This is a genomic window from Klenkia terrae (genome assembly GCF_900491935.1).
In the GTDB taxonomy this organism is placed as follows: domain Bacteria; phylum Actinomycetota; class Actinomycetes; order Mycobacteriales; family Geodermatophilaceae; genus Klenkia; species Klenkia terrae.
In genome coordinates this window covers 3,824,562-3,844,341 of record NZ_UEXK01000004.1, presented here as the reverse complement: position 1 = coordinate 3,844,341, position 19,780 = coordinate 3,824,562, and the positions used below count along the sequence as shown (strand labels likewise).

At 67.3% G+C, this 19,780-nt stretch carries 12 protein-coding genes; 6 read left to right on the top strand and 6 right to left on the bottom strand.

The genetic code is table 11. From position 1 onward, the window contains the following. Positions 1 to 360: 360 nt before the first annotated feature. The 6 genes from LFA75_RS19150 to drmD all read right to left on the bottom strand — a co-directional run bounded on the left by LFA75_RS19150 (position 361) and on the right by drmD (position 14,915). Positions 361 to 1,002, bottom strand: a complete 642-nt coding sequence (locus LFA75_RS19150; protein WP_225235187.1) for a hypothetical protein — start codon at positions 1,000 to 1,002, stop codon at positions 361 to 363. 142 nt (positions 1,003 to 1,144) lie between these two features. Beyond that, the gene (gene drmC / locus LFA75_RS19145) at positions 1,145 to 1,840 is read right to left on the bottom strand and encodes a DISARM system phospholipase D-like protein DrmC (RefSeq protein WP_225235186.1); all 696 of its coding nucleotides are present in this window, start codon (positions 1,838 to 1,840) and stop codon (positions 1,145 to 1,147) included. A 4-nt stretch (positions 1,841 to 1,844) separates the two neighbouring features. Next, entirely contained in the window at positions 1,845 to 3,899 is a 2,055-nt protein-coding gene (gene drmB / locus LFA75_RS19140) for a DUF1998 domain-containing protein (protein WP_225235185.1), read from the bottom strand. Continuing rightward, entirely contained in the window at positions 3,899 to 7,639 is a 3,741-nt protein-coding gene (drmA, locus tag LFA75_RS19135; RefSeq protein WP_225235184.1) for a DISARM system helicase DrmA, read from the bottom strand. The genes drmB and drmA overlap by 1 nt, the downstream gene beginning before the upstream one ends. Then, positions 7,636 to 11,673: a DNA methyltransferase gene (locus LFA75_RS19130; protein WP_225235183.1), complete on the bottom strand. Its 4,038-nt coding sequence runs from the start codon at positions 11,671 to 11,673 to the stop codon at positions 7,636 to 7,638. The genes drmA and LFA75_RS19130 overlap by 4 nt, the downstream gene beginning before the upstream one ends. A gap of 65 nt (positions 11,674 to 11,738) precedes the next feature. After that, positions 11,739 to 14,915: a DISARM system SNF2-like helicase DrmD gene (gene drmD, locus LFA75_RS19125; RefSeq protein WP_225235182.1), complete on the bottom strand. Its 3,177-nt coding sequence runs from the start codon at positions 14,913 to 14,915 to the stop codon at positions 11,739 to 11,741. Between the two features lie 134 nt (positions 14,916 to 15,049). Between drmD and LFA75_RS19120 the strand changes: the two genes are divergently transcribed. The 6 genes from LFA75_RS19120 (at position 15,050) to LFA75_RS19095 (ending at position 19,773) form a co-directional block, all read left to right on the top strand. Next, the gene (locus LFA75_RS19120; protein WP_225235181.1) at positions 15,050 to 15,688 is read left to right on the top strand and encodes a MerR family transcriptional regulator; all 639 of its coding nucleotides are present in this window, start codon (positions 15,050 to 15,052) and stop codon (positions 15,686 to 15,688) included. Next, the gene (locus tag LFA75_RS19115) at positions 15,685 to 16,542 is read left to right on the top strand and encodes a hypothetical protein (RefSeq protein ID WP_225235180.1); all 858 of its coding nucleotides are present in this window, start codon (positions 15,685 to 15,687) and stop codon (positions 16,540 to 16,542) included. The genes LFA75_RS19120 and LFA75_RS19115 overlap by 4 nt, the downstream gene beginning before the upstream one ends. A gap of 84 nt (positions 16,543 to 16,626) precedes the next feature. After that, positions 16,627 to 17,052: a hypothetical protein gene (locus LFA75_RS19110; protein WP_225235179.1), complete on the top strand. Its 426-nt coding sequence runs from the start codon at positions 16,627 to 16,629 to the stop codon at positions 17,050 to 17,052. Continuing rightward, positions 17,049 to 18,845: a putative bifunctional diguanylate cyclase/phosphodiesterase gene (locus LFA75_RS19105; protein ID WP_225235178.1), complete on the top strand. Its 1,797-nt coding sequence runs from the start codon at positions 17,049 to 17,051 to the stop codon at positions 18,843 to 18,845. The genes LFA75_RS19110 and LFA75_RS19105 overlap by 4 nt, the downstream gene beginning before the upstream one ends. A gap of 26 nt (positions 18,846 to 18,871) precedes the next feature. Beyond that, positions 18,872 to 19,495 (top strand): type IV toxin-antitoxin system AbiEi family antitoxin domain-containing protein, encoded by a 624-nt coding sequence (locus tag LFA75_RS19100; RefSeq protein WP_225235177.1) that lies wholly within the window; start codon positions 18,872 to 18,874, stop codon positions 19,493 to 19,495. Continuing rightward, on the top strand, positions 19,492 to 19,773 hold the full coding sequence (locus LFA75_RS19095) for a hypothetical protein (protein WP_225235176.1): 282 nt from the start codon (positions 19,492 to 19,494) through the stop codon (positions 19,771 to 19,773). The genes LFA75_RS19100 and LFA75_RS19095 overlap by 4 nt, the downstream gene beginning before the upstream one ends. Positions 19,774 to 19,780: the final 7 nt, after the last annotated feature.

Genomic DNA, 19,780 nt, shown 5'->3' with positions numbered 1-19,780 from the left:
CATGCGGTTCTGACACCGAGGGACTGGCACCGCTCTGGGTGAACTGTGACTGGCCACGCGACAGGCCCACCCGCCGGACTTACGTGACATCCCGCCCTATTCCGGAAACGTTTACCGCGCCCCAACGCCAGCCAAACGAGCCCAGCTCGCGACCCGTCGGCTGCTCGCGCTTCACGTAAACATTGTTCGACAATAGATCTCGACAACCTTCCTCCTGGTCTCGACAATCAACCAATACATCAGCTATGTATTAGGACCGGCCAAACGACTAACTGTCTCGATGCTCTCAGCGCCACGACGCGTTCCGCGGCCAGCGGAATCGACCCCCGATTGGCCGTTCGCATACACCTATTCGACTCATTACGGTGCGGTCTGTCCATACCCGTCCTCATGTTGGGGTTCCGGACCCCAGCCCTGACTACGCCATTTGCGATAGCGAACCGCTAGTTCAGCTACGCAACTTGTGCAGGCGCTCGCTGCGGAAAACACCTCCATGGGTGTTGAATTTAGTTCAGCGCCATCACTGCCCTCGACACGCAAGTATTTCAGCTGGGGCAGTGGTGGCCCCAGCGTAAGGGTGATGCTGCCATCCCATTCAAACGCATGGGTTACGGCCAGACTTTCCGCCTGCCGAAGCGAGCGCCAGAGGTCCACCCCCTCGCCAACCACATCAATCTCGAATTGATAAGCCTCTATCGCACTCTGACCGTCTTCCACGGCGGAAATGACATCCCTCAACCTTCGGCCAACTTCGCCGCCTGAGAACGGACGGGCGTCCACGTCGAATTCAGAATTCAAGATTGCTACTGCCTGGTCGAGTTGCACCTGCGCGAGGAGGAACAGGGTCTCGGCGGTCCGGTCCGGATCTGGTCGTTCGCCGTGCTGCTCAGAAGCGAACTCGTCATCCAGCCGAACCTGCCAGTAATCAAGTGCCTCACGGGCACCCATGAACTCGGCAAAGCCGACCTTCAACACCTTCGGAACATCACCGAACCAGCGCATTCGGTCACCTCCATCGTCACCCGGACTGGCCGACATGCATCGGAATTACGCGGGCGTAAGAGGTGACCTACTGCAGGGCAAGAAGGGTCAACCTCGATGACAGCCGACCAACTCATAGTTCCGCACACTTCGAGTGGACACATCAAGTACTAGCCAGGTTGTACAGAGACCCGTGTTTGCTTGTCATCACAGACTCGATTGATTCGGCCAGACCGCTATCATGCAGCAAAAGACCAAACTCGACGTTGCGATTCTCAGCACTGTATGAGAAGTTGGCACTAGTCAGAAGCACTAGTTGATGGTCAACCACAACAAATTTCGCATGACTGACGACCTTTTGTCCAGAATCCAGCTCGCTTGATCGGTAGACAGTCGCACCGGCAAGCTGCTTCTGCACAGCAACCGCATCCGCTTTCGAAGCGTCAATATATACCGTGACGGCAACCCCGGGCCGACCTGCGGCGAGTGCCAATTCGGACCACATCTGTGACGAAGATTGAAAGTTGTACGTTGCGCACGTAATGGACTGCCGCGCACCCTGCACGAGGACGTGGAATTGGCTGGTTAAATGCCCAACGGTGGCCTCGTTGCCGGGCATCGTCCACACGGGAGTCACTTTGCGGTCGGAACCCTTCGCACCCGCAACGGCAGTCAGGACAGCTACCGCCAAGTCGGCGGTTGTGTGATTTAGCCCGGCCGCCGCCAGCAATTGACCACCTTGGGTGCGCCTGGCCGAATCAACAGCAGTGAGCACTTGAGTGATGTGGCGGCCACCAGCGAACCCCGCAGCGAGGGCCCGGGCCTCAGCTCCTGTGAAGTAGCCGCCGAGGTCGTTCAACGGATCAACTGCCATTAGTGACGCCGAAGAACCCAGGCACTCTAGCGCCAGTCGTCGTCGCGAGCGTGAGCATAAAACGCCGATCGAGAAATCGGTTGGCGTTCTCACAAGACGTCTCGGATGCAAACGTGCAGCAATGACACGCCGCTCCGTGTAGGAAGTCCTCAGGGTCCCTTGGTGTCCGCATCGCACAGACCGGGTCCGACGAGCAGCGCGCAGCCCGCCGAAGTGCCGAGGACACCAACGACTGCAACCGCTCTGGTTGCGATAGTGCAACCAGACCTCCGAGCGTGCCCTCGCTGTCGGACGCCGTAGTGCAAATTAGGAGGCCAGCCGCAGCGGACCGTTCCGCGGAGCCCGGCCAGCCGTAGATGCGCTCGGACAGGCTCGCTGCGCCGTATCCGCTGTACATGGCCATTTCCCGGATGAGCGCGTGCGAGAACGTATGCAGCAACCAGTACCGGGGAGCAGGGAATCTCGTCGCTGAGTCGACGTTCTTCGCTGTCTCCGAGAACCGCCGGGCGAAGTTGCGGTCATGCGCCTGCCGATGCTCCGCCCACAGCGGGGACGCCAGGACGACGGTCTCCCATGCGGCAACCGCGTCAACGTCGAGCTGCAGGAAGACGCCTTCCCCGCGATCCTCGGTTGCCGGCACCCACCTGGGCCGCTTGTTGCGAGTCAGCTTGACCAGCCGGCTCGACAGGTCGTTGACCCGGTCCATCTCGTCCAGTCGGGTGAACCCCAGGACGGCGTTCACCTTCTTCATCTTGTTGACCGCGACCACGCGCTGAACGTGAGGATGCAGCTTTGCGCCTCGGTCGCGCTCAGTGACCATAAGACCAGTGCTGTTGGACTGCTGCGCAAACAATGCAGGTTGCTGGAGGTAGGCCCACTCGGGCACCAGCAAGTCAATCGGGTCCCAGCCCGCCAGCTTGTCTTGGCGCACCTCATCGGAATCCCCCGCCATCGCCTTCGCGGCCGCAGCCGCCAGCTCGTCGTCCGTCACCGTCTCGAGGTCGATGTGTGCCGACAAAAGATCCCGCAGGAAGTCCGGATGCGCCTGGTACTTCGCGACCTTCTCCAAGCCGAGTTCAGCGCGCATCTGGTCGGCCAGCGCAGCCGTCTGCTGCTTGTCATCGCGCGGCATCACGATGACCGACTGCGTCGACGCGAACCACAGGTTCGACGCACCCATCAGGACGATGGCCGGTCGCGCGTCGCAGTCGGCATCGAAGGCGCCGAGATGTGGGTGGCGGCCGCGGCACTTCTGTGGCAACTTGTCGCGGCCGACCCGCCCCTGCGCCTCCGACATTCCGCGGCTGGCCGAGCACTGCGTGCACACGATCGTGGAGCCGACGCTGCCGCCGACGTTCGCGTCCCGCATTTTGAGGTCAGGACTCTCAGCCCTGGGGCAGGCCCTCCCCTTGTGCACCCACAGTGCATACGGGAACTCGTCGAGGTGTCCGTTGGTACAGGTCAACAGGTGTTGCGCGGGCACAGCCGGGTTGCTCCGCTTGCCCTTCCCCCCGGACTTTTTGCCTCGCCCAGGGCAGCTCTCGTGGGTGAACTGCGCGAGGTCGGGGCGGAAGGGGTGGGTGTTCGTGTAGGTGAAGCGCGGCAGCGGACCGAGGTAGTCGCAGCCGGTACACCGGAACCACTGCGGGAACACGCGAGCCGGGACACCGAGGTCGGTCCCCTCGGTGGACGGGCCTCCGCGTTTCGGCTGCCAGGGGTAAGGCCGGAGGGAGTCGACATCCCTGCCGAGGTGCATCCGGACGACGTCGAGCAGCCGTGGCTCGATGATGGTCGGCACGTGCTCGCGACGCTTCCAGATGGGGTCCCAGTCGTCGAGCCCGGCCGGCATCACGGCGAAGTTCGGCAGGTCCATCACTGCGCCGGGGCCGTAGGTGTACAGCAATGACGAGGGACGGGCTGATCCAACTCGAGCACGGTTCTTGACGTGTGCGTTCTCGGCGTCGGTCAGCGGGTCAAGGGAGTCCGTGGCGTCGGCCAGCATGTCCGCGACTGCGTCGGCCGATGCGGTGGAGGCTTCGGCCATCAGGCGTCGTCCCCTGAAGGCAAAGTCCAGGCAGGAGCGCCCTCGGGCGCACGGGCGAAGAGCCGGTCGGGCAGCGGACTGACCAGCAGGTTGATCTCCGGCTGGACCTCACGCATTGAATTGGCGATCCGGAAGGGCGCGGGCACCGAGCTGCCAGCAACGGCGACGGCGTTCTCCGGGCTGATCATCAGCGGCATGTGAGCGTTGCCCTTCCCTGTGCGCTCGTAGACGAGAGTCTGTCCGTTGGCCACGGCTTCTCCAGCGCGCTTCGACCAGTGCTCGACCCGGTTGACCAGTAGATGGTCTGCCAGCTTGGTCGCGTCCTCGTCCTGCGCCGCGGCCTCAATCCGCTGCATCAAGCGGGACACGAGCCCCTGTACGGCGGTGAGGTTCTGCTTGATTCGTCCCGCTGCCTGCTCGGGAGACAGACCGTCGGCGGTGGCGGCCTGGAGCACGCGGACGACGCTCACCAGCAGGCCGTCGATCCCACGCTCGAGAGACGTCGGCGAGTAGGGGGTGACCGACAGCGCCTCCACCTGCGCGTAGAAGGTCTCGTGGTAGTGCCGGAACTGCTCGAAGTGTGCAAGGTCGCGCGGCCGCGCCCAGTTCCCCAGCGACACCACCAGACCGGGCCGATCATCCGAGTCTCGGCCGACCCGAGATGACGCCTGGATGTACTCGGCGGTGTTCTTCGGTTGCCCGACCACGAGCATCAGACCTAGTCGCTGGACGTCGACACCGACCTGCAGCATCGAGGTCGCCAAAACCACGTCGAAGGGCACGTCCTTGCGAGGGGAGGCGGACACACCCGCATCGGCTGCCGCCATGCGCGCCCCGAACGCTGCGGAGCTGTCGTAGTCCGGGTTGAACTCACCACCGAGGCGGTCCAGGGTCCGACCAATCTCAGCCGACGCGATACGAGAAGTCAGTTCACCCACGTGGAGTACACCGAACGAGGCCCCGAGCCGGCTGGGGAACCCGGCCCCCCGGCGCGGTCGCTTAACCCGGTTCTGGACGTCGTCCGCGACATAGCGGGCCATGCCAGCGAGCTCACGCGTGGCGTTGAAGTAGCCCACCAGGGTCATGTAGGGGTCCGCGGCCTTCCGCGCGTCCCCCGTCAGCGCCGGGTCGTCCGCGGAACGGTCGAAGAGCAACTGGCCTGCCGACAGCAGCACCTCGGCGACCCGGATCTCGGCGCTGGAGAGTCGCACGCCCTGAGCACTGACCCCGATATAACGCCGCCCCGGGTGTTCCTTGCTGATCGGGATCTCGTACGAAAAAAACGTGTTGGCGACGTCGAGCACCTGCGGCGGAAAGATCTCCACCCAGCGCCCGTAGAGGGCGCGCACTTGCGCTTGCGCGTTGCGCACGGTCGCGGTCGAGGCCACAATCAGCGGCTTCACCGGCATGGCGTCCGGAGTCTGCCAGCTGCAGAGGGTCTCGATGGCCACCTCAAACAGCCCGACGGATGTGCCGAGCGCCCCGGTGATCAAATGCAACTCATCCTGAATGATCAGGTCCGGTGGCCGGAGCCGGCTCACTGGCACGACGGTGGCCGCCGGGCCGCCCTTTGAGGTGTGTGAGCTGCCCGTGCAATGCGGGTAGTCGACGTGCACGTACCCGTGTCTGCCGCACCTCCGGTTGACGTAACCGAACAGGGCCGCGGCCTCACCCTCCCGGGCCAATCGCGCAAACTTGTCGACGGTGGCGATGACGAAAGCGGGGGTGAGGCGATAGATCTCCTCGTCAACGGTCAGGACTGGCAAGCCCTCAGTGACTGCGCCGCCCTTCGCAAATGGACAGCGAGCCAGCTCGTCTCCGCAGTACACGAACACCCGCCGCGCGACGGGGTCGGCACGGACGTTGGCGGCCCCAATCGGAGTGCCACACCAGGGGCACCGCTGGACCTGCAGCACCGTGAGTCGGTGGCTGCCGTACTGGTTGGCCTTGACGAGCTGGTCCTCGGCCTCCTCGTACCGCTTGGGGCTGACGGCGGTACCGACCCAAAGTCCGATGCGAAAGGGCGTTGTCCCCCAGGTGGCTTCATCCTCGCACCGGGCCAGCTCAGCGGCGCAGACGAGGGCTGTCGCTCGTTGGAACTGTTGAGCGGTCAGCAGCCGAAGCGTGTAGCGCATGAGCACGGCGACCCCGTCGTTTCCGTCGAGCGGGCCGTCGTCGGAATCGACAACACCCTGCCTGCGGCGGATGGCGAACGTGTAGGCCGCCAGGCCGAGGTACGCCTCGGTCTTGCCGCCACCGGTGGGGAAGAACAACAGCTCGACCTGCGCCTGAAGATCCGCGCTCCGCAGCCGGGCAGTGGGGTCGGTGAGCGCCCCGAGTTGCATCAGGATGAACGCGAGCTGGAACGGGCGCCAGGTCGCGGCCTTGTCGCCACGGGCTGCCACCAACGCATGCGCGTCAGCGATCGACATCTCCGCATTCGAGGCGCGTCCAGCGGCAACCTGCGAGGCGATGCGCTGGTCCCGCATCACTCTGTTCATGAACTGGAAGCAGCGCAGGGCCTCAGGCTTGGACGTGACGTGCGCCAGCCCGGCGGTCAGCCGCTTGTGCACCTTCCGGGCCTCGAACAGGGCATCCGCGGCGGTGTCCTGGAGGTGGGCCGGGAGTTTGGTAGCCAGCTCCTCCTGCTCATCAAGCCAGGCTCCGTAGCCGGCGAACAGCGGAGACAGCCCGGTCGCCAACCCGGTGGAGTCCGCCTCTGCCAACGCGGCCATGGACAGCATCGCGTTGTCGATCTCGCCGGCACGCGTTTGCGGCGTCTCTGACACAGGCAGCCAGGTCGTCTCGACGGACGTGGCACGTCGTGATCCGACTTCCGCCTTCCACGTGACTGAGCAGCACCGGCCGATCGCGAACTGCAGCCGATCGCGGTACTGGAGATCGAGCCGCCGGACCTCGGGGTCGTGCTCTGCCCAGTGCTCCTCGAGGGCGTCTCGGACCGGAAGGAAGACCTGGGCCCCATCGGCGTCGATGACGAGTCGAGTCTGGAACAGCCACATGCCGATCGGGATCGGCATCGGGGTGACTCGGTCGTTGCACAGGGCGATCTCCACGAGCACGCGTCCAAGGGCCGTGTCGTCGTAGCGGTCGATCCGCAGGCAGACCTTGTCGCGGAGGGGCACTGTGTGGGTCTCACCGGGCACCAGATCAGCGAGCTCGACGGTCCGGGGCTCTTCAACAGGGGTGCGCTGGTAGTTACGGATCGGCCGGCCGGACTTCGTGACCTCATCGGTCTCGACCGGCTCGTACACACCCCAGGAAGCGCGCACCGTGAACGCGGCCAGATCCGCGGGTACCTGAAACCGCAGACCCATGGACGAGGGGATCATGAGTCCCTGCTTGGGCGTGCGGTCTTCGGCGTCGTCGTCTTCCGACTCGGCCTCGGAGTCGTCGGCGGCGAATACTGGTACACCACGCCCTTCAGCCAGGGCGGCCTCGTCAGTGCGGACCTGCACCAGGTCACCGCGGCCGGACTCTCCCTCCTCCACTTCGGCGACGGCAACGTCGTCGCTCAGCTTGACCGGAGCAATGTGCCCGACCAGGTACTGCTGGCGCGGACTGAACGTGAGCACCTCGTCTGGGCCACCGACCGGGCCAAGCAGCTCCCGCTCCAGGATGTCGACGAGGTTTTCACGCACCTCGTACGACGAACCGTCGAGCTCGTGACTCAGTTCGTACGTGCCTTGCGGACGGGCGTTAGAGGGGGTGGCTGCGGTCACGGGAAGAGTGCCTCCTGTTCCTCAGAGAAGATTCGCCGATTGGCACCCTTACCGGTGACACCCGCTGCCTGCTCGGCTGCGGCCCGGAGATGATTTTCCTCCAGCAGCCGATCGAGGATTTCCACCCGCGCGGCAGGGCTGACAGTCCACCGCGTCATCTGGCGGTAGGTGTGGAACCCGTGGTCGAGTTGAACGTCGCCCCAGCCGTAGGCCGCCATCACGGCTTGGTCTAGCTCGACGTGGATTGCGCGAATCCGATTCACGTCTGAATCCACCGAGTCGCCAATTTCCGAGTCGTTGACCTGGTTATACAGTGAGGTTAGGCCCAGCTGTCGACGCAACAATGCCTCACGCCGCTCCGAATCGAGCGCTTCGCCAACCTGAGCTAGCCAGTCCGTCGACGGGGGGCGGGGAAAGGTCTCAAAGACGTCAGAGGGAACGTAACGCACGCGAGTCTCCAACGTGGACCCGTAGGTAATTGCCCACAGCTGATGCACCGAGGACGAAAGGACGCTTTGCAGGACATGATTGTCGCACGCAAAGACACCCAAGGTATTGCTGAAGACCTGCCGAGCCGGCACTCGCATAGGCATGACAGACTTGCTCAATAGCGCAATCACTAGAACTTCATCAAGGTTGGCGATAGCCTTAGTCAGAGCCGGCGCCGACCTCCAATATTGCCACCACGGGAGCTGGCGAACTAGAGGATCACGGTTCGCCTGCCGCTCTTTTGCCACCGTTTCCCGCAGGCGCTGAGACGGAAGTTCAAATTCGAGACCAGGCGCCTGACGAATGCTTCCGAAGTTGATAATCCATCGGGATGCGCTTGCGCCCACGTTTGAGTTTACGTCGTCGCCAGTCAGAAACTTCTTAAGTACGTTTGAGTTTGCGGGAGACTTTGCAGTCCACGTCTCTACATCCTCCTGTGTGACAAGAAAGCCTTCGCCTCGATGAATTGCTCCTTGAAAAACAATCCCAGAATTCTCCGCGAGCCGCACCGGATTCCCAGTCACCCGCCCTTCGGCCTCTAGACGCGTCGAGATTCCGGCTACCACAAGCTCGTCGCTGACCCTTGGCACGTAGTCGGCCACGGCCGAGACGGTGCCCCATACCGCCGCAAACTCCAGATTGGCGCTCTTCGCCGGCCAAGACCGGCTCTGGATGGCGCGAGTGATTGTGAATCCCGCGTCGACCATCCGGTCCAAGCCCACCTCCCGGGTGTCGCCCTGAGCGATGGTGTTGGTAGCGATCAGCCCGACCGTGCCAGTGCTGCGAAGAAGGCTCGTCGCACGAAGCAGGAAGTAGGCGACCAGGTCGGCGCTGCCCTTGGTCCCGCCCGCTAGCGCGTGCACGAACCACTCGCGTACTCCGTCGCCCATGGCGCCGGTGAGCTTCTGACCGCCAAGGAAGGGAGGATTACCGACGATCGCGTCAAAGCCTCCATGGTCAACGAGGACGTCGGGAGCTTCAAGCACCCAGTGGAGCGGCTGCCATCGCCGGTAGTCGGTCGCGACCGTGGGCGTCAAGCCCTTGTCGATCAAAGTGTCGAGCATGGCAGGGTTGCCCGGCTCGCCATCACGGGGAGCTGCGGTTCGGGCGGCGATGCGGAGGTTCTCGTAGGCGTCGTCCAGCTTTCCACCCGGTTTCCCACCCAAGGGCAGGCCAGCGGCGATGACGCCGTCCGCAAGCCGACGCAGGTCCGCGGTGAGCCGCCGTAGGTCTGCAAGCTGGCGGCGTTTCGCTGCACCGTCTCGGGCGGGGTCGCGATCGTCGATCTCGGTGGCGAGCTGAACGCGGAGCTCCGAGGCGCGGCGTACCACCTCGTTGACCTTGACGTCGTCCACGCCGTACGTCTCGAGCCTCTTCGCGCGGCTTGGATCGATGTGCAGCGTGCGCAATTGCTGCACATCGGTGAGCCCGAGCAGCGAGTTGCCGAGGAATATCTTGTCGTCGACGAAGGAGAACGGTTGATCCCGGTCAAGGGAGACCAGCCAGAGTGACAGCTTGCACATCTCGACGGCCATCTCATTGATGTCCGCGCCGTAGAGGCAGCTGGCGACCACCTCACGGATCGCCCGGCGTTCAAGGTCGGTGCGAGCCTCATGGTCGGGGTTTTGCCGAACCCACGCCTCGACCACTCGCTCAGACAGGTACCGGGCGGCGGCGACCAGGAACGCCCCGGAGCCGCACGCGATGTCGGCGACTTTGAGCGCAAGGATCTGTTCCGACGTCTTGGGCTTCCACTGACTCTCATCCGCCGTCTGGTGCGGCCCGGGGTCGAAGCACAGTGGCTCCAGTGCGTGCCTGACAACGTCAGTGGCCAGCGACTTGGGCGTGTAGTGGGCACCCGCATTGCGGCGCGACGGCGTCTCCTTCACCAGCAGGCCGCCGTCCAACACGACAAAGGGCTGTTTCCGCAAGTCGAGCCGAGCCAGGCCAAGCCACGGGAGCACCCGGCCGTGAAGCGCTGTGTCGTCCCCGACCGCCTGTCGCAACGCACTGACGGCGCCAGGGTCTGGCTCCGCACCGATGCCCTTGGCGATCGCGGTCGCCGAGGCCGGGACAGCTGCGGGCTGGTCGTCCTTGAGCCACTGCCGGATCGCTTCGGCCAGCTTCTTCGGGTCTGCGTGCTCGGCCGCTAGATCTTCGAGCACGGCCACGGGGATCTCCGGCTCGCTGCCGGCCTTGCCGATCAATCCCAAATGGGGCTCGTCGACGCGCTCAGCCGTGTAGCCGAGCAGTCCCTCGTAGATGTAGCCGATCTGCTCGACGTCCAGCTCACGGAACGAGATCTGACGGGCCTCGCCACTCTTCAGCCGAGGTAGCTGCACGGACCGCAAAACGTGCAGCATCACCCGGTCGGGCACGGTGAGCGCCAAGGTCTCTCGGTCGGTCGTACCGGTCAAGAAGGGGAACCGGGACGGATCGAACAGTCCCCCTCCGTAGGGCGGCATCCGGAGGTTCTCGAACGAGGCCCCTGTGTAGAGGGCCCGGCTGGTGGCCAAGAGCCGGTGCCAAGTCAACGAGGTCGAGTCGAGCGCCTCTTCGGTCTCAGCGGCCTCACGCTCGACCAATCTGGACAGCTCTCCGGAGATCCCGTACCCCTGCTCGAAGAGCTCGCCGGTCGGTAGCAATCCCCGCTCCTCCGCGAAGAGGAGGAAAACGATCCGCATCAGCACCGTGACCGCACCCTCGTACGTGTCGTGAGCTCGACGGGGAAGGGGGTCGGGCAGTCCGTGCCGCTGTGATTCAGCGGCGGACTCGGCGAAGGATTGGATCAGCAGCTCAACTGCCTGGCGCACCTGCGCGCCGAGCGCCTCGGTGATCTCCTCTGCTTCAGCCACCGAGTCCTTGAACAGCACTGGCAGTCGCTCGGCGGGGTCACCACCGATCAGCTGGCGACGGGAGACCAGCGAGAAGAACGCATCCCGCACCCGGGGCTCGGCGACCCAGTCCAGAGCGTCGACTACCCCCGACGCAACCATGGCGCCCTCCCGGGCGCACACCAGACCCCACCAGCGACCATCGGTGACCAAGCCGACCTCAGGTCCGCCGGCCCGCAGCAGAGCCTCCAACCTGTCGACGGGTGAAGCAGCCCACCGGTCGCCCGGGGCTTGGCGCAGCGAGTCAATTGGGTCGACCAGGTGGACGAGGCAGCCCCATCTGTCGCCGTCCCGGATAGCCGCCTGCGCGGTCACCGTGACCTCCCGGCCGGGCGACGACGCCACCAGGCCAGGAATCTCTTCCCAGCTCATGGACTCGGCCCAACCCGCGACGTCCCGGAGCACGATCTGCACCCAGGCGTCCCGGGCGTCCCGGTAGTTGGCGAGCGCGTGCTCTTTGGACGGGTCCCGGTCGTAGCTTTCCCACGCGGCGACGAAGGTGCGGTGCGCCGACGCCAGGGCGGCCTTTGCCTCGACGGCGAGGGCCGGCATTCCTTGAGGCCACACGCGCTTGAGGGGTGGGACCGCGAGAAACGGGCCCTCAGTGTCCAGGAGGGTCAGCCACGAGCGATGCAGCTCGGCGGCGCTCATCGGGCGCATCCAGGCACCAGTGACCTGGCGACCGCCCTGACCGGCGGCGGAGGCAGTGCGGGCCATCAGGCAAGCACCCCTCGGGCGTCGGCCGGCGTCAGCGCGAAAACCACCGCAGCCGCCGTGGTGTGCGGCTTGACCTCGGCGTATCGATCGCGGATCGCGCCGATCTCCCGGTCTTCTTCGTCGCCGAGCTCGGCGAGACGCCGCAGCATGCCGTCGATGTCGCGGCGACGTTGGCGTTCCTGTTCATCCGGGAGCAGCGACAGCTGCTGGTCGTTCTCAACCTGCTCCAGTGCTCCAAGGCTCTCGCTCAGGTTGGTGCGGAACGCGGCGAAAATGTCCTGCGCTCGCTGGACGTCGGCCGCTTCACGCTTCATCAGCTGCTCGACGACGAGCGTGTGTCGGCGCTCCGCCCGTTGACTCATCGACTGCTCCAACCGCGCCCGTAGCGCTCCATCATCGGCGTCCCACAGCCCCTCCAGCTGGACCCGAAGGTCACGCTGGGCGGCGATGAAAGCGCCTCCGTCCAGAGCCGTATCCAGCGCGGTCTCGGCAATGTCCTCGGCCATGACCCGCCGTCCACGCAGCCGGACGCCGGCGAGGAACACCTCCTCGTGCAGCCGCAGACCGCCCCGGCCGACCAGCACCATGCGCGTCACCGCGGCGACGAAGGACTCGGGGAGCCCATCGACGACCACAGCGGTCACCCGGTTCAGCGGGGAGTCGGCGCTCCACAGCGAGCGACGCAACGACCGCTGTGCCTTCTGCACGATGGGGTGCCCGAGGTGCACATAGACCAGGTCGTCGCGTCCCGCGGTCGCCTCCGGGTCGAAGGTGATCGGGCGGGAGATGCCGGGCTTCCGACGGGTGTCGAGGCCTCGCAGAGCAGGCCGCCATCCCGCCGTCAGCGCGGGCACATCGAACACCTCGGCGTCGAGGTCCTCGACGAAGTCGTCATTGGGGATCAGCGGCAGCTGGTGATTGATCTGAAGGGCGGTGTCAACGACTCGGCGCAAGTTGGCGGGAGACAGGTGCATCGCCGTTCGGGAGGCGCTGTAGCCCTGCTCCAGCTCGGTGAGCTTGTAGTTCAACGTCAGCCCTCCGGCCAGCGCCTGAGAGATCACCTGATTCCCGTCGAGGCCCTTCTTCTTCTTCTTGGTGGCCCGCCCCCCAGCGAAGTGCCTCGTCAGCTCACCGGCCACGACCTGATTGGCGGACCCGAGGTCGTACTCCACCTGGGCGATCTTGCGACCGATCATCGACAGGAAGTGAGCATCGGCGCCGAAGGTGGAGGAGGTCGAATCCGGGACCAGGTGGAAGACCTCGGGGCGCTCGGTCTGGCCGTACCTGTCGATGCGGCCGATCCGCTGCTCCAGGCGCGAGGGGTTGAACGGAATGTCGAAGTTCACCAAACGGTGGCAGTACTTCTGCAGGTCGATGCCTTCGCCGGCCGCGTCGGTAGCCAGCAGCACTCGGACCACTTCCGTAGCCGGGTCGGCGTTGAACTGCTCCCGGAGTACCTCGCGGTCTTCAGTCGGCGTCGACCCCTGAACGACGGCCAGCACGTCTGCGTACCCGCGTTGCGTGAGCACCCTGGTCAGCCAGTCGACGGTATCCGCGTACTCGGTGAAGACCACGACGCGCTCGTTCGACCAGGAGCCGGCGGGACGGCAGACGGCGTCGAGGAACTCAACGAGTCGTTCCAGTCGTGAGTCGGGCTTGCTCTCATGGCTGAGCCCCCACTGGGCGAGCTCTTCCAATTGCCCCGACTCGGCTCCGCTGAGTGGGTCCGAACTCTTGGAGTCCCGGAGCCGGGTCGCCTCGTCCTGCTCCCAGAGCCCTTCCTCGTCGTCGGCCTGCCCCTCTCCGAATACGTCGTCGTAGTCGTCATCGACCAAGCCGGCACCGGCGCGTGCGGCAACGTAGTGGGACAACGTCGTCCCAAAGGCGTAAGGGCTGGACAGGAATCGCTTCTTCAACAGCATCGTGACGATGTCACCGCCCGGCCTGGTGCCGTTGAGCTCCGCACTCCGCCGGACGATCCGATCGAGCAGCTCGAACTTGCTCTGCTCCTCGGCGCTCGGGGAGTAGGAGAGCGCTGTGACCGAGCGCTTCTGAAAGCCCTTGTCGGTCAGGTCCGTCTTCAGTCGTCGGACGGTGACGTCACGCAGCGCCGCGGCGTCGAGACGAGCACCTCGCGAAAACCGACGGGGATCGATCATCTCCATCAGGGCGGTGAATGACTCAGGGTGACCGTTGTGCGGGGTGGCGCTGAGAAACAGCCGGTGCTCGCACTTCTCGGCAAGCTCACGCACGGCCACGGTGCGGTGGGTGTCAACCGCGTAGCCCCGGCCCCCGGCCACCGCCGACGGGCTGGCAGGGGCAACGTGATGCGCCTCGTCGACCACGATGATGTCAAAGGCGAAGCGCTTGGCGGTCTCTGGGTTGGCCGTGCGCGAGTACACGTCGCGCAGAAGACGCTGGGCCCGCGCCTGAGGCAACCACGCCATGCTCACAATGACCCGCGGGAAGAGCGTGAACGGGTTCGCGTGCAGCCCGTGGGAGCGGCGGATCTCCGCCATGAGCTCGCTGTCGACGATGGTGAAGTCCAGACCGAACTTCTCACGCATCTCGTCCTGCCACTTCAACGACAGGCTAGGCGGACAAACGATCACCACAGAGCGAGCTCGGTGACGGAGCAGCAGCTCCTGGATAACCAGGCCGGCTTCGATCGTCTTGCCCAGGCCCACGTCGTCGGCGAGGAGGAGGTTGGTGCGCGGCGCGCTCAATGCCCGGCGCAGGGGTTCCAGCTGGTAGGCCTCGACGTTGACACCCGACCAGAACGGCGCCTGGTAGCGGTTGGGGTCGGCTGAGGTGACGGCACCCCAACGCATCGCGTCGATGAAGCCAGCCAGCACGGTCGGGTCGTCGAAGGCATCTGGACGGATGCGCTCTGGAAGGCCCTGGTCTGGAGTGACTGTGTGTCCGACCTCGAGCTCCCACACCACAGAAAGCTGCTCGCCGAGTCGATCCTCGTCGAGCGACTGCAGTTCGACAATGTGACTCAACTGCGCGGCTGCCTCATCGGCCGGGCTGCGTGGCAACCCTTGGGTAAGGACATTAGCCACCGCCCAGGTCGACCCGCGAACCTCGACCACCTGACCCGGATCGGGAAGGGGAGGGCTCGTGCGCACCCCGTCAGCGCCAACCGATACCGCGTCCGCCCGTCCTCCGGTCACGTTCCGCACTCTATGCATCACACCGCGGCTTACGACACGGGCCGGTATGAAACCGGCTCAGCAGTCAGCCTCAGGCCCGGGAACAGAAGTGACGGTCTATTGACAGCGCAGCTATCGATAGAGATGCTGTCACCGTGCGCATAGCCGAGCTAGCTCGCCTTACCGGGGTGAGCGCCGCCTCGATCAAGTGGTACGTCAGTGAAGGCTTGCTCAGCCCCGGCGAGCGCACCGGCTACAACCAGACCGAGTACGGCGAGGACCACCTCGCCCGCCTCCGTTTGATCCGCTCCCTCATCGAGGTCGGCGGCCTGAGCGTCGCGGCGGCCAAGCAGATCCTCATCGCGGCCGACGACCCCGCCCACCCGTTCGGCAACACCCTGGGCATCGCCCAGGCGTCGCTGCCCACCGTCACCACCCCGCCGTCCGAGGAGTCCCTGCAGCGGGTCGCCGACGTCGTCCGGCGGCAGGGCTGGACGTTCACCCCCGACGGCCCCGGCATCACCGCCGCGGCCACCGTCCTCGACCGGTACCGGGCCCTGGGCCGCGACGACCTCGCCGCCACCCTGCCCGCCTACGCCCGCGCCGCCGAGGTGGTCGCCGAGGCCGACCTCGACACCGTCACCAAGAACCTGGACGCCGGACCCGCCACCGCCGCCCAGACCGTCGTCATCGGCACCGTGCTGGGTGACGCCCTCTTCGCCGGTCTCCGCCGCATGGCCCAGGCCAACGAGTCCGTCCGCCGCTTCGGTTTCGTCCCCGGGAGTCCGTCATGACCGCCGTCCTCGAATCCCCCACCCCCACGAGGCCCGATCTCAACCGGCCGCTGCTGGTCCTCGCTGCGGTCATGGCCGTCACGGCGGTGGTCACCGCGATCCTGGCCGTGGTCGACCCCGTGCAGATCACCGGCACCAACGGCTGGCTCAAGCCGCTGAAGTTCTCCATCTCCATCGCGATCTACGCGGTGACGATCGCTCTGCTGCTCACCCTCCTGCCCGCGCGACGCAGGAAACTGGGCCGCGGCATCGCCTGGGTGGTCGTCACCGGGATGGTCGTCGAGATGGCGGTGATCGTCGGCGCGGTCGCCACCGGCACGACCAGCCACTTCAACGTCTCCAGCCCGTTGCGTGGCGCCGCCTGGGCCAGCATGGGCTTCGCCATCGCCGCGGTGTGGCTGGTCACCCTCGTCCTCGCCGTCCTGCTGTGGCGGGCCTCCGACGACCCGGCCCGCCGGCTGGCGATCCGCGCCGGACTGGTCATCGGCCTGGCCGGCATGGCCGTCGCCTTCCTGATGACCTCGCCGACGGCCGAGCAGCTCGACAGCTTCTCCGGCATCGCCGGTGCCCACGCGGTCGGCGTCGCCGACGGCGGACCCGGCCTGCCGCTGCTGGGCTGGTCCACCACCGGCGGCGACCTGCGGGTCCCGCACTTCGTCGGCATGCACGCCCTGCAGGCGCTGCCGCTGCTGGCGTTCGGGCTCGAGGCGCAGCGGCGTCGGGTGCCGGCGCTGGAGAGCTCCGGCACCCGGTTCCGCGTCGTCGCGATCGTCTCGGCCGGGTACGCCGTCGTCGTCGTCCTGTTGACCCTGCAGGCCCTCGCCGGCATCCCGGTCACCCAGCCCTTCGGCTGATCAGCCCCCCACCGGCAGACCCGACGGGGTGAACCCGCCGCCCGCACGCTCAAGCCCGGTGCACCCGCGACCGACGACCCCGGCGTGAGCCTCCCCCGTCGCGCGGTGCCCCCGGACACGGCGGTGGTCGCCAGCGCACCCGTCGCCACGGGTGTCCTGGCGGTCGCCGCCGTGCTGCTGGTCGCGGGCTCGGTCTGGCCGGCCACCCGACCGGTTGCGGTGCTGCTGGCCAGTGGGCTGGCCGCGGTCGCACCGCTGGTGGGTCTGCGCCTGTACCGGCCCGACCGCCGGGGACCCTGGCTGTTCATGTCGGCCTCGCTGGCCTGCTGGACCGTGGCGTTCGCCGTCGGCGGCGCCGCACCAGCGCTCGGGATGGCCTTCCAGACCGCCGGCATGGTGGCGGTCGCCGGCTTCCTCCCCTGCTCTTCCTCCGGCAGCGCTCGGGGGCGCGGCCCGAGCCGCGACGGCCCCGCCGGGAGCACTGGGGACGGCGGGCCGACCGCGCCATGATCGCCAGCGTCGTCGCCCTGGCCGTCGTCCAGGCGGCGCTCGCCATCCGGTCCCCCGACCTGACGTGGCCGCAGGCGGTGGCGGCGCTCGACGCTGTCATGGTGTGCCTGGCGCTGCGCTACATCAGCTCCCGCGCGGACCTCGGACCCAGCATCGGGCTGGTCCTGCTGGGCGGGGTCACCGCGTCGGTGTACGACGCCCTGGTGTCCGACACCGGCGTCCGGCTGGCCAGCGTCCACGCCGAGCAGGGCGTGGTCTGGGTGGTCGCCCAGGTGCTGTTCGCTGCGGGCTGCCTGCACCCCCAGGTCGCCTCCGCCTTCGCCACCGGGGGCCCGGGCCGCCAGCGCTCGGAGTCGACCCGGCTGCTGGGCACCACCCCGGTGGTGCTCGTCCCGATCGCGCTCGCCCAGCTGCAGAGCGGCCAGCTGCTCCCGAACCAGGCGTACCTGGCCATCGCGGCGCTGCTGGCCGGCCTGGCGATCGCCCGCGGCGCGCAGACCGTGCGCGCCAGCGAGCGGCTAGCCCGCCAGGACCCGCTGACCGGTCTGCTGAACCGTCGTGGCCTGCGCACAGCCTTCCAGGACCTCGTGCACCCGGTGAGCCGGACCGTGCAGGCCGGTGGGGTGCTCGTGGTGCTCGACCTCGACGACTTCAAGCACGTCAACGACACCTGGGGCCACGAGGTCGGCGACCAGCTGCTCGTCGCCGTGGGGAGCCGGCTGTCCGAGACCGTCCCCGCCGGCAGCACCGTGTGCCGCTCGGGGGGCGACGAGTTCGTCCTGCTGCTGCCCCCGGGCGCCGACGCTCCGGCGCACCTCCTGTCCCGGGCCCTCGACGCGCCGGTCACCCTCGCCGGCCGGCCGTTCCCGGTCCGCTGCAGCGCCGGGTGGGTCCCGCTCGGACCGGGGAGCGAGCTCGCGCACGCCCTCGCCGACGCCGACGTGGCCCTCTACGCCAGCAAGTCCGGCGCCCGCGGCACCGCGACCCTGTTCGCCCCCGAGCAGCGGGAGCAGGTGCTCGGTCAGCTCGCGCTGGGCGCCGACCTGCGCCGACTGGTGGACGGCGACCCGACCGCCGGCGAGCTGTTCCTGCTCTACCAGCCGCTCGTCTCGCTGCCCTCCCGGCGGGTGATCGGCTGCGAGGCGCTGCTGCGCTGGCGGCACCCCACCCGCGGGCTCGTCTCCCCCGACACCTTCCTGCCGATCGCCGAGTCCCAGGGCCACGGCGCCGCGCTGGACGCTTGGGTGCTCCGCGAGGCCTGCCGCGCCGCCCAGGCCGAGATCGACCCGACCTGGTCGGTGAGCGTCAACCTGGGCCGGTCCTCCATGGTCGACCCGGACCTGGCCGGCACGGTGCGCGCCGCCCTGGCCACCAGCGGACTGGCCGCGGAGCGCCTGCACCTGGAGATCACCGAGCACGACCAGCTGCCTGCCGACGCCGGTGTCGTCCCCCTCCGCGATCTCGCCCTCGAGGGCGTCGGGGTCGCCCTGGACGACTTCGGCACCGGCTACACCTCGGTCGCCTACCTCGAGCGCTACCCGATCAGCGTGCTCAAGCTCGACCGCTCGGTCACCGGGTACGACGCCTCGGTCGGTCTGCTGCGCGGCCTGGTCGCCCTCGCCACCGGGATGGGCACCACGGTGCTCGCCGAGGGCATCGAGACCGACGAGCAGTGCGCCCGGCTGGCCACGCTCGGGGTGGACGCCGGTCAGGGCTGGCTGTTCGGTCGTCCGGTGCCGACCTCCGACCTCACAACGCACCGTCCACTGGTCACATCCTTATCCGAAAGATAAGGTTTTGCACGGTGAGAGGAGGATCCATGACTGCCGTCCCGACGGCGATCACCCAGGCGCCGCTGCGCACGATCCGTCCCCAGGACCTGGCTGCTGTCTACACCCAGCCCAACGTGCAGCTTGCCCGGCTCACCCGCGGCGGACGGGTGCGCAAGGCGGCACCGGGTCTCTACTACGCCCTGCCCGACGACCAGGACGTCACCTGGCTGCCCACGCTGGAGGCGGTCGCCGCGGGCGCTGCGACCGCCCTCTACGGCGACCGGGTCCCCGTCTTGATGCACCTGACCGCGGCCCGGCTGCACGGAGCGCTCCCCCGCGCCGTCGGCCTCGCCGTCGTCGCCGTCCCCACCCGACGGCGACCGCTGCGCCTCCTCGACCGGCCGGACGCCGTCCTCACCTTCGTGGCCCGCGACGTCGACGACCTGGACGCCGCCCTGATGCCGACGGACCTCGGCCGCGTCCTGGTCACCACGCCGGAGCAGACCGTGCTCGACCTCGCCCGGCGCCCCGAGCTGGGCGGTCTGCCGGACGAGGTCCGGGACGTCGTCCGGACGCTGCTCCCCCGCTGTGCACCCGAGCGGCTCGACCTGCTGGCCCGGGGTCAACGGATGACCCGCACCCTCGAGCGGCTCCGCGCCGAGCACCCGTGACCGCCGGCCGTCGTCCCCGCCGCGGACTCGACCCGGCCGAGGCCGCAGTGGTCCGCGACCGGTTCGGGGTGGCGGACTCCCAGGTGCTCCGCGACCACGCGATCAGCCACGTCCTCGCGGCGCTCTCCGCAGCCGGCCTGGCGGATGCGCTGCTGTTCATCGGCGGCACCGCCCTGTCCCGCACGCACCTCCCCGACCGGGACGTCACCTCGCCGGCCTTCAACGAGGTCAAGCGGCAGATCGCCGAGCTGGTGCACACGGCGCCGGTGCCCGCCTGAGCCGCTA